The organism is Acidisoma sibiricum, assembly GCF_057837225.1.
This window is the reverse complement of sequence record NZ_JBYQFD010000002.1, coordinates 426,518-441,335: the sequence shown is the minus strand read 5'-3', so window position 1 is coordinate 441,335 and position 14,818 is coordinate 426,518. Positions and strand designations below refer to the sequence as shown.

Here is a 14,818-nt window from a genome sequence, read left to right as displayed (position 1 = left end):
GTCAGCCCTGTGGCAGGTCCATAAGTCGTGGATAGGCCGCAGCGGGGGCGGCCTCCAGCATCTGCATGGCGGGGATCAGGGCGCCCCAGCTGTAGAAACGGTCGGCATCGACGCTGTCATCCCCCAAGGGGTCCGTGCGATGGAAATTCTCCCGGCAGATACGGCTTTCGGCCCAGCCTGGCGCGAACATGGCCCAGGCGCGGGCCGCAACCTCCGATGCAAGATCATCCCGCCCGTATCGGCGTAGCCCTTCCCAGACCAGGAAGAGATGCGGCGGCCAGATGCGCCCCCGCCAATAGACGTTGTCCACGCTTGCCGGATCATCCTGCGCTGAGGACGGCAGCACCCGCGCGCCCCAGAACTTTTGGACATGAAGCAGATATCCGTCGAGCAGGGCTTTCGCCTGATCGGCCGAGGCCGCGCCGCAGAGCAGCGGATAGAAGCCGGTGACGGAGAGCGACGGCTCGAAATCGCCAGACCAATGCCGTGCAGAAAAGACACTGCGCGACGGGTCCCACAGACTACCGGAGATTCGGGCATTGAGATCACGCGCGGTCTGCCTCAATGCCGCCGCCTGTTCGTCGTCACCAAGAACCGCGGCGATGCGGGCCAGGCATTGTGCATCGAGGGATACGAGACAATTGAGCCCGGGCTCGGCCATGGTCAGCGTATGCGTCGCAGAATCAAAACCGGCGCCGTCGAACATCGGTGCATTATCCATGAAGGATTCGTCCATCGCGGCCTGCTTGGTATGGACGAAAGCACCCGTGCCCGTAGGGCTGCTGCCGTATTCGATGAGCCCATCGCCATTCCCGTCCCGCTTCTCCATCCACCAGCGATGGGCGCGGAGCAGCGTGGGGAAATGCTCCATGAGCAGCGACCGGTCGCCGGTCATCTCATAAAGCCGCCACAGCACATAGGCACCGATGGGCGATTGCGAGCGGTCGATCCATTCCTCATTCGTGGTGCGCAGACAAGCGAGATTGCCCTCCGGCGCCTGATAGCCGAGGGCTGCATCCAGGTTGGCCCGAGCGGTTGCAAAATCTCCCACCAAGCCAGCCAGCAGGGCATGGAAGAACATATCGTTCAGCCATACGCCCCAGCCGGAGAATTTGCCCGTCAGCCAATTGCGCGTGAGGACGGTGGTGACGCGATGGTTCGCCGTATCCCAGAGCGTGTTCCAGGCGATGATGTCTCTGACGGCGTTCCGCGCGGGCTCAGCCTCAAGGATTGCTGATGCTGGCCAGTCCGCGAGCAGCGCCGCACTGCCCGCTTCCGCCATGGCGCGGTCGGTGCCGAGCGACACGGCCACACGGATTTCTGGATGCATCTGGGCATTGAAGCGCAGCACGCCCCAACGCGCCTGGGGTTCCATGCGCGGCGGCGCGTAATAACCCCGGCTGCTCAGATCCGCGGCAAACAGCTCGATCGCCTCATAGGCGCCGCCATAGATCGCAGGCTCAGCTGACTGAATGGAGGCGAAAAGCGAGCGATGGCGGGCAAGCAGCTTCGGCACCAGGGCGGGCGGCATCGGCTCGGCATTCTCCGCCCGCACCCAGGGCTCGTCCGCGCGCCAGGGCGCGGGTCCGCCTTCCAGCGGCTGGAACCCCACCTCCAACGCCGCCCAATAGCGCAGCCCCCATTCGCCGAGCTTCAGGAAGCGGAGGGAGACCGCGACGCGATGGGGGGCGGGCTTCGTGTAGGTCAGTTCCATCTCGCTACCGGCATGGGCGATGCGGGCGCGGATGAAACGGCCATCCGATGTGTGCTCAAGCAGTGTGATGCCCGAGCCCTGCCCTGCCAGCCGGTAGCGGCCGTCCGCACTGCTGAAGAGGGAGAAGCGGAGCGACAGGCCGGTCGGCAGATGAACGAGGCAAAGCGGGTCCCGTGCATCCCAGGTGTTCCACTGCCGGGCGACGGAGACGGTCATGCCCCGCGCTCACCCACCGGCAGCAATTGCCCGGCGCGGATGCGAAGCCGCACCGGCATGCCCGGCTCAGTCAGGCCGCTGTCAAGGATATCGGGCGACAGGGCGAGGACCGAGATGACCTGTCCTGCCAGAGAGACCTTCAAGGTGACCACCGGGCCGCCAAATTCGGCGGCGAGGAGTTTTCCCTCCAACATATCAGTCGTGGGCAGGGTGGTTTCTGGAAGGACAGAAAATTCCTCCGGCCGCACGGCGAGGTTGAAGACGCCACCTGCCACCGGCGGAACGAGGCCCGGCGGTGGCATCATGAGCCTGTCCCCCAGACGCAGGCGCCCCTGCTCCAGCGTAACAGGTAGCAGGTTGATGATGCCCAGGAATCCGGCGACAAATTCATCGGCCGGGTTGCGATAGATGGCGGCCGGCGCACCCTGCTGGCGAATGACGCCGCCTTCCAGCACCACCACGCGATCCGCGAGAAACAGCGCCTCCTCCTGGTCATGCGTCACCATCACGGTCGTCACCCGGGTCTCGGCCTGGATGCGCTTCAACTCCTCCCGCACCTCCTGGCGGACCTTCCGGTCCAGCGCCGACAGCGGTTCGTCCAGAAGCAGCAGGGCCGGGCGGATGACGAGCGCGCGGGCCAGCGCTACGCGCTGCTGCTGCCCGCCCGAAAGTGCTGCCGGCTTGCGATCCCCGAAGCCCGCCATGCGAACCAGGCCGAGCACCGCCTCTACCCGGGCTGCGCGTTCAGTCCGGGCCACGCCGCGCATCTTCAGTCCGAAGGCGACGTTCTGCGCCACGGTCATGTGCGGAAACAGGGCGTAGTTCTGAAAAACGACGCCAATGTTGCGATGTTCGGGCTGTGTATCCGTGATGTCCTGCCCCGCCAGCGTCACCCGCCCGGCATCGGCCGGGGTAAACCCCGCGATGACCTTCAGCAGGGTCGTCTTGCCTGAGCCCGAGGGGCCGAGCAGGGTATGGAATTCGCCGCGCGGCACATCCAGGCTCACCGCCTTCAGAACTGCAATCGCGCCATAGGCTTTGCCGATGTCCGTAACGCTCAGACCCCCGCTCATAGCGCGCTCCCTCCGGGCAGGCCGGCATTGCGCATCCCCAGCCTGTGCAGAATAGCGATGAGGACGCAAGTGACCGCCACGATGAGCGTTGCCAGCGCATTAAGATCGGGCAGGTAGCCGGTGCGGATCAGGGTATAGATCTTCAGCGGCAGGGTCTGCACGCCGAAAGGCGCGAGGAAATACTGGATGAGGAAATTGTTGAAGGAAATCATGAAGGACAGCAGGGTTCCGCTGAGGATGGACGGGAGGATGAGCGGCGCGCTGATACGCACGAAGCTCATCAACGGGCTGGCGCCGAGGGACCGCGCCGCATGGTCCAGATCACGGTCCAGCGCCTGCAGCCGCGCGGCGACGATAAAGACGACATAGGGCAGCGTCGTCGCGACAAGGCCGAGATAGATCGAGAAGAGGCTGCGGCCGAGGCCGATGGCATTGACCACCAACAGCATCGCCAGACCCAGGATCAGCCAGGGCACGGTGATGGCAGAGAGGAGTGCCAGACGAAAGACCGCGCCACCGATAGCCGGGGCGCGGCGATCCAGCCAGACCGCGGCCATGGTGCCAAGCAGCGCGGAACTTACCGCGACGGCCACGGACAGTTCGACAGACAGCCAGGTGGGGCCGAGCAGACCCGAATCCGTGAACAGCGCCCGATACCATGTGAGCGTCGCGACGAAAGGAAAGGTGCCATAGGGCGAGGTATTGAAGGAGAGCAGGATGATGATGGCGAGCGGGATAAAAAGAATGGCGAGCACGATCGCCAGCATCCCGCTCATGAAGGGCGAGAGCGCCTCCGCGTCCCGGATACGGCGTTCAGACATCAGCGCGTCTCCCGATCCAGGTGGCAACGGGGCGGATGGCCGCAAGCAGCCCCGTGACGACCAGCATGCCGAGAAGGAGGAAAAGCGACAGCGCCGAGCCGAAGGACGGATCATCCGCCCGCGTCATCTGATCGGCGATGACATTGCCGAGCAGTAGCCCGTTCGGACCGCCCAGGATCTGGCTTTCCACGAAGGCGCCGCCCATCGGAACGAAGACCATGACGAGGCCGGAGAGGAGTGCCGGCGCTGCCATCGGAAAGACGACATAGGCCATGCGCCGCGCAGCGCCCGCGCCGAGCGAGCCGGCAGCCGCCAGCAATGATCCATCGACCCGCTGCATGCCGGAGAAGAGGACAAAGATCATGAGCGGCAGATTCTCATACACCAGCATCACGATGGTTGCGGCCTGCGTATAGAGCAGAGACACGCCGGGGGATGCGAGCCCCAGCATGCGCGCCAGCATCATGATCGGGCTGCCCGAACCCAGCACCACGAAGACGCTGTAGATCAGCAGGAGGTAGGAGGTGAGGTAGGGGATGACAATGGCCAGCAGGATCAGGTTGCGCAGGCGCGGTTGCAGCCGTGACAATGCCCAGGCCGGGCACCAGGCGAGGGCGGCGGTGAGCGAAGCCGCGAGCCCTGCGGTCCACAGCGTCTTGATCGCCAGCCGCGCATAGAGCGGGCTCTGCACCATGCGCCAATAGCTGTCGAGGGAAAGCGGCGCCCCGGCCCCGTCTGGCGCGAAGCTGAACCAGACGAGGACGGCGAGCGGGATCACCACCATCAGCGCCAGCACGAGGGCCGCCGGCAGCAGAAGCAGAGGTGTCGTCACCCAAGCAAGAAGGCGCCGCGGCATCGGCTCAGGATGCCTTCACATCTTCCCAGAGCTGGGTCCATTTCTTGAGCGCCGCGGGCGCGATGCCGGTCTGCAGGGCAACCTTGCCCTTGTAGCTGAGCAGCGGCCCGGCCATCAGCTTATCGGCCGCCGCCTGCGGCAGCGCCTTCACGGCATCGGCATTCACCGGCACGGCAAGTTCCTGATTAGGACCCGGCTTGGTGATCCATTGCGTGAAATAGGCGGGGCTCGTCAGGAAGTTAACCCAGGCATAGGCGAGGTCCAGATGCGGCGTGTTCTGCACGATCGCCCATGTGTCGCCCCAGACCACGGTACCGTCAGCCGGCAGGATAAAATCCAGCGCATGGCCGTTGGTCTTGAGCGTGCCGGCAAGACCGGACCAGAGATTGCCCATGGTGATCTCGCCGGAGAGATAGGCCTTGTTCCAGTCATCCCCGGATGACCAGAACAGTTTGACGTTTTTCTTGAGATCCAGAAGAGCTGTGCGGATTTTAGCCAGGTCGGGGTTCTGCGGGTCCTCCCCGATATAGAGCGCCGCCGTCATCACCGCGGTCGTCGGGTCATCGAAGAAGCCGACCTTGCCCTTGTTCGCCGGGTCCCACAGCACGGACCAGCTCGTGGGCGTCGTCTTCACCGCATCCGGGTTGACCGCGAGCGAGGTGGCGCCCTGCACCCAGGGCACGGCATAGACATGACCGCCCAGCCGGATCGAGGGATCATTCGCGAAGCGGGGTTCAAGCGCCAACCAGCTGGCGACCTTCGCCGTGTCGATCGGCTGGAACAGGGATTGCTGCGCGCCGGGCAAGACGTATTCGAGATTGGGCAGCACGACATCAATCTTGCCAACGCCGCCCTGGCGCAGCATCTGCAGCAAATCGTCCTCGGATGTGAAATAGACGTTCTTGACGGTCGCACCCGTCATATCCTCGAACATCTTGAGGGTTGCGGCATCATCAGACCCGTAATTCTGCCATGAGGCCACGGTGAGCGCCTGCCCCTTGAAGGCTGGCGTCGCGGCACGGGCAATGGAGGGCAGCGCCATCAGGGCGCTGGCAGCAAGCACGGAACGGCGGGTGATCGGCATCCTCAAGCTTCCTCGTGTCATGGGTGAAAGGATCGGTCGTCAGTCAGCCTCGGCAGCACTCCGCTCGGTCGGCGGCGTCGCGCCGGCGAGGAATTGGTCAAGTTCGCGCTTATCCGGCGCCGTCGCGGGCCCAGGACGTGTCACGGAAAAGGCCGCCGCCGCATTGGCGCGGGCGACCGCCGCAAGCGGCGACAGTCCGGCCGCCAGGGCCGCGATCAGGACACCGGCATGGCTATCGCCGGCGCCGGTCGAATCGACCATGCGCACGACGGGGGACGGCACCAGCACGGGCAGGCTACCGGCGCTTTCGGAAGCCCAGGCGCCGGCCTCGCCATCGCGTAGAATAAGAAGCGCATCCGGTGCCAGGCCCGGCGTCAGTCGGGCCCGCACGGCCGGGAACGCAGCCGTGCCCGTCAGCAGCGCGGCCTCCCGCCGGTTCATGCTCCAGACCGTGGCGCGCGGCATGATGCGGGCCATCACAGGTGCGGGTATGTCTGCCACCAGCGGCCCGGGATCGACCACGAAGCGGATGCTGCGCGGCAGGCTTTCCATCCATGCGGCGATAGAGGGGCCGAGTTCGGGATAGGCGAGATCATAGCCCGAGGCAAAGACGGTATCGCCGGGCCTGAGATCAAGATCCGCAAAGCGCCGTCCGCCGAGCGCCGCCTCCACTCCCGGCGACGAGACAAAAGTCCGCTCGCCATCCGGTTCCACCATGACAAGACAAAAGCCACTGTCGCTGTCCGCCACCGGCGGCAGCAGTGCGAGGATGTTTTCGGCCGCGAGATCCGCCCGGATGCGCGTGCCATAGGGGCCGCGGCCGTGCCGCCCGGCGAAGACACAGGCCATGCCCTGGCGCGCTGCGGCGGCCAGGATGTTGAAGCCGCCCCCGGCCGAAAATGCCGCGCCCGTGCCGATCACATCCCCGCCGCGGGCCGGCAGATGCGGCACCTCCAGGCGGATATCGGCAAGGATGCTGCCGACGGTGAAAAGGCGCGGCGCTTGCTCCATCAGCCGGGCGCCCGGCGCCGCAGCGCGAGCAGCCCTTGGGCCAGGTTCTCTAGGGCGAGATCGGGATTGGCTGTCTTCAGCGCCGCGACAGCGTTTTCGGGGAAGGACGCGGCGCCGTGACAGGCCCCCATGATGGCGCCGGCAATGGCGCCCACCGTATCGCAATCCCCGCCCAGGCTGGCGGCCAGGCAGCAGGCGCGCCAGGGGTCTGCGGGCGCCACCGTGCAAATCGCGAGAGCTGCCGGCACCGCCTCGTTCGTGGCGACGCCGGTGCCGACAAGACGATAGATCAGATCGAGCGCCTCGGCCTCCGCGCGCCCGCGTACCAAATCGATTGCCCAAAGGCTGCGCGCCGCGACATCGCCACCCGCAAAATAGAAGCCGCGCTTGGCGCCCAGTTCCGCCGCCCGTATCGCCGTTTCCAGCGCTTGTGGAAGGCTTGCCCCTGCAATACCCGCGCTGACGGCCGCAGCAACGGCCGATGCGCCGGCAATCGCGACCGTGGTGTTATGCGTGACATGGCCTGATTGAAAGACCGCATCGACCAGTCCTGCCAAGGGGTCCGCCGGAAAGGCGATGCCCACGGGGGCGACCCGCATGGCAGCGCCATTGGTGGAACCCGTGCGGCCGGTCAGTTCGGTGGACATGCCCTGCGCCACCAGCGTCAAGGCATGACGGGTCGAGGGGCCGAGCAAATCCTGCGAGCCGGCCGCGATCATCCGGGTTTCCCAGGCAAGCAGGGCCTGGGCGAAGCTCTCGGGGTCGACATGCCCCCTGCCCGCTACCAGCATCCCGGCCAGGATCACCGCCTGATCGGTATCATCGGTGACGCGGCCTGCTTCCATGCCGCGGCTGATGAAATTGTCCGGCGGGCCGGGCTGGAACCAATCCAGAATTCCGTAGCGCTCGGCAATCGTCTCGCGCGCGGTATATTGCGTCGGCATGCCGAGTGCATCGCCGATGGCCAGCCCCAGCAGGGCACCGTAGGCGCGATCAGCCATGCTCATCGGGCGGCATCTCCAAAACTCAGGCTGAGCGTGAAATGCCCCGGATGCAGAAGGCTTTTCACATGTTCGAGGATAGCGCCGTCACGATCACGCACGATGCGGGTGGTGCTGAGAAACGGCTCCCCCACCGGCTGGGCCAGGGCACTGGCTTCGGCCTCGCTCAGGCGCAGCAGGGCAACCGCCTCGCTGCCGCCGGCGGGGGTGAGGCCAAGCCGTTCAAGCGTCCGGTTGAGGGAGTTATCAACCAATCCATGCGCGATCACGGTGCTGAAGACCTCCCGCCAGGGAAGACGGCTGCGCTCGAAGGAAACCGGCTTGCCTTCATTGGTGCTGCGGACACGATCGAGCGCCAGAAAATCCGGCTGGTCGAGGTCGAGCACCTCGGCGAGCGCCGCATCCTGCAGCCGCTCGAAACGGAGGATGCGGGCCGCGGCGGCCACGCCATGGTTTGCCAGGGCGCGCGACCAGCCGAGCCCATCGTCAATCCGCGCGCCATTGTAGCAGACGAAGGAGCCAGCGCCGGTCCATGTCTCGATCAGCCCGGCATTCTGCAGGCTGGAGAGCGCCTGTCGGATGGTGCTGCGGCTGACCTCGAAACTGCGGGCGAGGTCGATTTCGCCCGGCAGGCGCTCGCCCGGCTGGAAGGCACCTGTCTGGATGCCGCGCGTCAGACGCTCTGCGACCTTTTGATATTTGGTGGCCACTTGTCCGAACCTGTATGAACCTGTCCGATCATAAGCGGCAATCTGAGCGGGACGCAAGGGCGCTCAGCCGCCACATGCCGACCCCCACGGCAAAGTCTGAGGCCGCGAAGGCAAACAAAACTAAATGGATGAGCGGTTTTTCTAAATTGTCGTCCGAAGGTCATTCGGCGCACCTAGACTCACGCATGTTAAGCGGTCCCCTGATAAGCGCTTGCTGGGGTGGCAGTTTCGCCTATGTCTTTCTCAGGAACAGCAGAATGAATCTTTACTCTCTCCTCGGTGCGCGCGCAGAAGGCGGCCGGCCGGTGCGCGCGGCGCTGATCGGCGCCGGCAAATTCGGCTCGATGATTCTGTCCCAAGCCATTCGCATCAAGGGTCTGCATATCGTCGCCATTGTCGATCTGTCTGTTCAGGATGCACGCAACGCCTGCAAGCGCGTGGGCTGGCCGGCAGAAAGCTATCAGGCTGCCAGCGTGGGAGAGGCTGTCCGCACGGGCACCACCTTCATCACCGATGACGTGTCATCCATGCTCAACTGCCCGGAGATCGAATGCGTGATCGAGGCGACCGGCCATCCGATTGCCGGCACGCGCCATGCGCTCGCCTGCATCGAACACGGCAAGCATGTCGTCATGGTCAATGTCGAAGCCGATGTGATGGTCGGTCCGATCCTGGCTGAGAAGGCACGGTCCAAAGGTCTGATCTACTCGATGGCCTATGGCGATCAGCCCGCTCTGATCTGCGAAATGGTGGATTGGGTCCGCGCCTGCGGTTTTGATCTGGTCGCGGCGGGCAAGGGCATGAATTTTGAACCGCGCTACCGCTATTCCACGCCGGACACGGTCTGGGGCCTGTTCGGATGGAGCGAGGAGATGGTGGCCAAGGACAAGCTCAATCCTCGCCTATACAATTCCTTCACGGATGGCACCAAGGCCGCGATTGAGATGGCGGCCGTCGCAAATGCAACCGGCCTCAGCTGCCCAGAGGATGGGCTCGCATTTCCGCCGGCCGGCGTGCACGATCTCGCGCGGGTGTTCCGGCCAGTGAGCGATGGCGGCCGACTGGCAAAAGAGGGTCTTGTCGATATCGCGGCCAGCCAGGAACCAGACGGGCGCGAGGTGCTCAACAATATCCGCTACGGGGTCTTTGTAACCTTCAAGGCCCATAGCGAATACGCACGTGCCTGTTTCAAGCAGTATGGCCTCCTCACGGACCCGAGCGGATGGTACGCCTCGCTCTGGCGGCCATTCCATCTCATCGGCCTGGAGGCGTCCATCAGCGTGCTGTCCGCCGTACTGCGGGGCGAGGCGACCGGTTCCTGCACCGCCTTCCGCGGTGATGCGGTGGCAACCGCCAAGAAAGACATGCGGCCGGGAGATGTTTTGGACGGCGAAGGCGGCTATGCCGTATGGGCCAATGCCATTCCCGCCGAGCGCAGCCGGGCGTTGCGCGGCCTGCCCATCGGCCTGGCCCATTACGTCAAGCTGAAGCGACCGGTCGCCAAGGATCAGCCCGTCAGCTATGACGATGTCGACCTGACCGAGAATGCCGATGTCGTGGCGCTCCGTCAGGAGATGGAGCGTCGCTTCACGGGCCCGGGCGGGGTCGCGGCGCAGTAGGTCTTTCGCCTGCGGGCATACGCGGCCGCGCGGATGCCCGTCCCACCGTGCCACTTTGCGGACCCTGTCTTTCCCGCTGCAGCCATTCCAGAAAGATGCGCACTTTCCGCTTCGCGAGATGCGCGCGCGGGCATACGATCCACTGCGTCGTGAGCCGGATCGGCGGCCCCTCTCTCACCGGTGACACGAGCAAACCCTCCGCCAGTTCGCGCTCCGTCATGAGCGTGCTCTCGAGCGCAATGCCGAGACCGCGCACGGCAGTGTCGATCGCCATGTGACTGCGATCGAACGAGACCTTCTTCCAATGACACGCGCGATCGAGTCCGGCGAGCTGGAACCAGCGCGCCCATTGTGCCTGTGCCTTCACGGAATGGATGAGACGGTAGTCGAGAAGATCGGACGGAAGCAGACTGCCCGCGGCAGCGTAGGAAGGGGCGCAGACGGGCTGGAAGCTTTCCTCGGCGAAGCCCTCCACGTAAAGACCGGGCCATGCGCCGTCGCCGTGGCGGATTTCAATATCGACCGATTCCTTGTCGAAATCGGTAGGCTCGTTAGTGCCGTCGAGCCTGACTTCGAGATCAGGATGGGCATCGATCAGCGACGGCAACCGCGGCAGCAGCCATTTATGCGACAGGGTCGGCGTTGCGCGCACATTCAGCGTTACCACCGAACGGAAACCGCGTAATTCGTTCGTCGCCGCGACGACCTGATCAAGTTGCTCGCTGATGGACGCGAAGTAGCGCTCGCCGGTTTCGGTCAATGCAATATGGCGTCCGGCCTTGACCATCAGGGACGTCCCGAGCTGGACTTCAAGCAGCTGAATCTGCTGGCTGATTGCTGAGGGCGTGACGCTCAGTTCCGCGGCGGCCTTCGAGATGCTGCGCGCCTTGGCCGCCGTATGAAATGCATAGATTGCGCGAAGGGGAAGCTGCAAAGGACACCTCACCGGCCATTCTGGCTCTTGTCCGTGACGACGGCCTAACACTTAAGCTTTCCTTCACGTCCATGCAATCCTTCTAACTTGTTCTTAACAGATGACTGACATTACCCTCCCGCCATAACGCAGAAAAATGCGAGCTTGTTGCGTTGAGCACTTTCGTCGTCTTCGCAGTCAAGAACAAATGAGGGAGGACAACACCAATGATAAAAATACACGGCACGGCGCGTTTCTGTCTATTGAGTGCGCTCGCCGCTGCACTGGGTTCACAGGCGGCGCAGGCAGCCTGTTCCACCTATCCGACGGGTACCGCAGCACAAATCGAAAGTACCGCTTTGAGCAGCACCTTCGGCCCGACGCCCAAACCCTCTCATCCTCTGCATTTCGCCTATATCACGAAAACGCTCATCAACCAGTTCTGGCAGGATGCGGCGGCCGCGGCAAAGGCAGAGGCTCAGAAGAACGGGATCACGCTGAGCGTCCAGGCGGCGCAAGATGAGGCATCAATGATGCAGCAGCTTAATCTGGCACAGACCATGCTGTCACAGAAGCCGGATGCCCTGCTGCTTTCCCCCGAATCCGATACCAACCTTGAGCCGGTGATTGCGGCCGCCCGCGCTGCCAATATCCCGACCGTCGTCATCGACGATGCGCGTTCCGCCGGGGCCAGCAGCTATATCGGCACCGATCAGCATGCCATCGGTGCCAAGGCAGCGATATTTCTCCATGAGGCTAATCCCAATGGCGGCGATGTCGCGCAGATCGAGGGGATGGCCGGCTCACCCAATGCACGCGCCCGCATGAAGGGCTTCCGCGACCAGCTGGCGGCATATCCGAACCTGCATCTTGTAGCGAGCCAGCCGGGCAATTGGGACCGGCTGACGGCCATGAACGCCACCACCAATATCTTGCGCCAGCATCCGGCGCTGGTCGGCATCTACGCGAATAATGATGGCATGGCACTCGGGGTCTATGAAGCGGTGAAGGATGCCGGCGCCGCCGCCAAGGTCGCGGTCGTCGGCACGGACGGCATTCCCGAAGCGAAAGCCTCGATCGCCAATGGCGATATGCGGGCGACGGTCGCAGAGTTTCCGCTCGAGGAAGGCAAGCTCGGTGTCGATGTCGCACTCCGCCTGCTCGCCTGCCAGTCCATTCCGCCCTGGGTCGTCTCTCCCAACGTGGTGATGACCAAGGCGAATGTTGCCCAGTATCAGGTGACCACAACGCCGTGACGCAAAGGATATTCCACTCCGGGCGCGCCACAGAGAAGGATCACGGCGCGCCCGTTCTGGCCATGCAGGGGATTAGCAAATCCTATGCGCAGGTGCGTGTGCTGCAGAGGGTGGACCTGACCCTCGGCGCGCATCAGGTCCATGCGCTGCTGGGTGAAAACGGCGCCGGCAAGTCGACCCTCATGAAGGTCCTTTTCGGAATCGTGTCTCTGGATGAGGGACAGATCCACCTCGACGGTGTCGGCGCGGTCACGATCGAAAATCCGCGCCATGCCCTCGCCCTCGGGATCGGACTCGTGAGCCAGGAGCTGAGTCTGGTTCCCCAGCTCGATATCGCCCGCAACATCTTCCTCGGCCACGCCTCCGCCTTGCGCCTTATCCCCCGCCAGAGAGACCGCGCGGCGGCTGGCGCCATTCTGCGCAGCCTGGCCCCGCATCTCCACCCGGACATGCGTGTCGGCGCGCTTGGTATGGCAGATCGGCAGCTGGTCGAAATCGCGCGCACCCTGGCGCGCGGCGGCCGCGTGATCGCCTTCGACGAGCCGACATCGAGCCTGACGCCCTCCGAGCGGGACCGCCTCTTTCAGGTTATCGCGGACCTGCGCGCCCGCGGCAACGCCATCATCTACATATCGCACAAGATGGAGGAAATCCGGGCCGTCGCCGATCGCTTCACCGTCTTGCGGGATGGCAAGGTCGTGAAGAGTGGCGCGGTCGCAGATTTTACGGATAGTGCCCTCAACGACATGATCGCCGGTCGCCAGCTGGCGATCGCCATGAGCGAGCGCCCGCGGCCCCCGGCCGCCGAAACCACGCCGATCCTGGAACTGCGCGGCCTCACCACCGCCCGCGTCAAGAATATCGACCTGGCCCTGCGGCCCGGTGAGATTCTCGGCCTGGCCGGCCTCGTCGGCTCCGGCCGGTCAGCCATCCTGCGCACCATCTTCGGGCTGGATGCGCAGCTGACCGGGGAGATCCGGGTGCAGGACGCAGCCGTGGCCATAGGCTCGCCTGCGGCCGCCATGGCCCTCGGCGTCGCGCTCATTCCAGAAGACCGTCGCGGACACGCCATTGTGCCGATGATGTCGATGGAGCAGAATTTCGGCCTGGCCAATCACCGCCGCTTCTCTCGGTGTGGTATCCTCAGGCTGAAGACCCGTCAGGCCGAGGCGCATCGCTACGTGCACAACCTGCACATCCGCCCGGCCACGATTTCGGCGACGATGCTCAATCTCTCGGGCGGCAACCAGCAGAAAGTCGTCATCGCGCGCTGGCTGGCAACCGGCGCGCGCATCCTCCTCTTCGACGAGCCGACCCGCGGCATCGATGTCGGCGCGAAGGCCGAAATTTACGATCTGCTGCAGGACCTGGCCGCGCAAGGTGCGGCCATCATCGTCGTCTCGTCGGAGCTGCCCGAACTGCTGCGGCTGTCGCACAGAATTGCCGTCGTCAACAAAGGACGGATCACCCGCATGCTGGTCAACGACGATACGCTGATCGAGCACGATCTCATGCATTTTGCGAGTCAGAGCTTATCCGCATGATCAAGACCATCATGAACACCATGCCTTTCCTCTCGCCCGGCAGCGGCCAGGGCAGCAGTCGAAGCGCGCTTCGCCAGGCCAGCACCGTGATCGCTTGCCTCACCCTGTTCATTGCCTTCTCAGTGCTCACCAGCAGCTTCTATCAGGTCGGCAATCTGCTGGACGTGATGCTGCAGTCTTCCATCAATGCCATTATCGCGACCGGCATGACGCTTGTCATCATTACGCGCGGAATCGATCTGTCCGTGGGATCGACGGTCGGCCTCTCCAGCATGGTCGCATGCAGCTTGGCCGGGCAAAGCCTCGCGCTTGCGGTTGTGGCGGGACTGCTGGTCGGCCTTGCCTGCGGGCTGGTGAACGGCATCCTGATCGCTAAGCTCAAGCTGCCGGATTTTATCGTCACGCTCGGCACGCTGAGCGTCTATCGCGGCGCCGCCTTGATCTATACCAATGGACAGCCGATCTATGGCCTGCCGACGGCCTTTCGGGCCGTCTTCGCGGGTGATCTCGCGGGCATCCCCATGCCGGTCTTTTACGCGATCATCATCGCGGTACTCGCTTTCCTGCTCATCCGGTTCACATCCTTGGGCGAGCAGGTGATCGCCGTCGGCGGCAATGACGAAGCGGCCCGGCTTTCCGGCATCAGCATCGACCGAGTGAAGATCTTTGTCTACGCCTTGTCGGGCGTGCTCTCAGCCCTTGCCGGCCTCGTCCTGGTCGCCCGCATCGGGGCAGCCGAGCCCATCGGCGGCACCGGTTTTGAACTGCAGGCGATCGGTGCCTCCGTCATCGGGGGTGCCAGCCTCTTTGGCGGTGTCGGCAATCCGCTTGGCTCGCTCATCGGTGCGCTCACACTGGGCGGCCTGCAGAACGGATTGACCCTGATGAACGTGCCGTCCTTTTGGCAGTATGTCGCCTCCGGCACGGTCGTCATCCTCGCCGTCTATATCGACCGTCTCGCGCGCCCAAAACGATGACCGCGCATGATCGGCGGCAAGCC

General features: G+C 64.3%; 13 protein-coding genes. 4 read left to right on the top strand and 9 right to left on the bottom strand.

The window, feature by feature from the left end:
- Position 1: 1 nt before the first annotated feature.
- From AC3G7M_RS20415 to AC3G7M_RS20380, 8 genes are read right to left on the bottom strand one after another with little or no spacing between them, the layout of a single operon-like run.
- Positions 2 to 1,930 carry an MGH1-like glycoside hydrolase domain-containing protein gene (locus tag AC3G7M_RS20415; protein ID WP_489216458.1) on the bottom strand — a complete coding sequence of 643 codons (1,929 nt, stop codon included), beginning with the start codon at positions 1,928 to 1,930 and terminating at the stop codon, positions 2 to 4.
- Positions 1,927 to 3,003, bottom strand: coding sequence for an ABC transporter ATP-binding protein (locus AC3G7M_RS20410; protein WP_489216455.1), 1,077 nt, complete (start codon positions 3,001 to 3,003; stop codon positions 1,927 to 1,929). Before AC3G7M_RS20410 ends, AC3G7M_RS20415 begins: the two co-directional genes overlap by 4 nt.
- A complete protein-coding gene (locus tag AC3G7M_RS20405; RefSeq protein WP_489216453.1) occupies positions 3,000 to 3,824 on the bottom strand; it encodes an ABC transporter permease in 825 nt (274 codons plus the stop codon). The genes AC3G7M_RS20410 and AC3G7M_RS20405 overlap by 4 nt, the downstream gene beginning before the upstream one ends.
- The gene (locus AC3G7M_RS20400) at positions 3,817 to 4,680 is read right to left on the bottom strand and encodes an ABC transporter permease (protein ID WP_489216451.1); all 864 of its coding nucleotides are present in this window, start codon (positions 4,678 to 4,680) and stop codon (positions 3,817 to 3,819) included. Before AC3G7M_RS20400 ends, AC3G7M_RS20405 begins: the two co-directional genes overlap by 8 nt.
- 4 nt (positions 4,681 to 4,684) lie before the next feature.
- Positions 4,685 to 5,764, bottom strand: coding sequence for an ABC transporter substrate-binding protein (locus AC3G7M_RS20395; protein WP_489216449.1), 1,080 nt, complete (start codon positions 5,762 to 5,764; stop codon positions 4,685 to 4,687).
- Between the two features lie 39 nt (positions 5,765 to 5,803).
- Positions 5,804 to 6,775 carry a PfkB family carbohydrate kinase gene (locus AC3G7M_RS20390; protein WP_489216447.1) on the bottom strand — a complete coding sequence of 324 codons (972 nt, stop codon included), beginning with the start codon at positions 6,773 to 6,775 and terminating at the stop codon, positions 5,804 to 5,806.
- Positions 6,775 to 7,782 (bottom strand): ADP-ribosylglycohydrolase family protein, encoded by a 1,008-nt coding sequence (locus tag AC3G7M_RS20385; RefSeq protein WP_489216445.1) that lies wholly within the window; start codon positions 7,780 to 7,782, stop codon positions 6,775 to 6,777. The genes AC3G7M_RS20390 and AC3G7M_RS20385 overlap by 1 nt, the downstream gene beginning before the upstream one ends.
- On the bottom strand, positions 7,779 to 8,486 hold the full coding sequence (locus AC3G7M_RS20380) for a GntR family transcriptional regulator (protein WP_489216443.1): 708 nt from the start codon (positions 8,484 to 8,486) through the stop codon (positions 7,779 to 7,781). The genes AC3G7M_RS20385 and AC3G7M_RS20380 overlap by 4 nt, the downstream gene beginning before the upstream one ends.
- Positions 8,487 to 8,743: 257 nt before the next feature.
- On the opposite strand from AC3G7M_RS20380, the gene AC3G7M_RS20375 reads away from it, so the two are divergent.
- On the top strand, positions 8,744 to 10,105 hold the full coding sequence (locus tag AC3G7M_RS20375; protein ID WP_489216441.1) for an NAD(P)H-dependent oxidoreductase: 1,362 nt from the start codon (positions 8,744 to 8,746) through the stop codon (positions 10,103 to 10,105).
- Here the strand turns inward: AC3G7M_RS20375 and AC3G7M_RS20370 are convergent.
- The gene (locus tag AC3G7M_RS20370; protein WP_489216439.1) at positions 10,074 to 11,039 is read right to left on the bottom strand and encodes a LysR substrate-binding domain-containing protein; all 966 of its coding nucleotides are present in this window, start codon (positions 11,037 to 11,039) and stop codon (positions 10,074 to 10,076) included. The genes AC3G7M_RS20375 and AC3G7M_RS20370 overlap by 32 nt on opposite strands.
- A 206-nt stretch (positions 11,040 to 11,245) precedes the next feature.
- On the opposite strand from AC3G7M_RS20370, the gene AC3G7M_RS20365 reads away from it, so the two are divergent.
- The 3 genes from AC3G7M_RS20365 to AC3G7M_RS20355 are packed head-to-tail and all read left to right on the top strand — an operon-like array spanning position 11,246 to position 14,795.
- A complete protein-coding gene (locus AC3G7M_RS20365; RefSeq protein WP_489216437.1) occupies positions 11,246 to 12,274 on the top strand; it encodes a substrate-binding domain-containing protein in 1,029 nt (342 codons plus the stop codon).
- On the top strand, positions 12,271 to 13,818 hold the full coding sequence (locus AC3G7M_RS20360; RefSeq protein WP_489216436.1) for a sugar ABC transporter ATP-binding protein: 1,548 nt from the start codon (positions 12,271 to 12,273) through the stop codon (positions 13,816 to 13,818). The genes AC3G7M_RS20365 and AC3G7M_RS20360 overlap by 4 nt, the downstream gene beginning before the upstream one ends.
- Positions 13,815 to 14,795: an ABC transporter permease gene (locus AC3G7M_RS20355; RefSeq protein WP_489216434.1), complete on the top strand. Its 981-nt coding sequence runs from the start codon at positions 13,815 to 13,817 to the stop codon at positions 14,793 to 14,795. Before AC3G7M_RS20360 ends, AC3G7M_RS20355 begins: the two co-directional genes overlap by 4 nt.
- Positions 14,796 to 14,818: the final 23 nt, after the last annotated feature.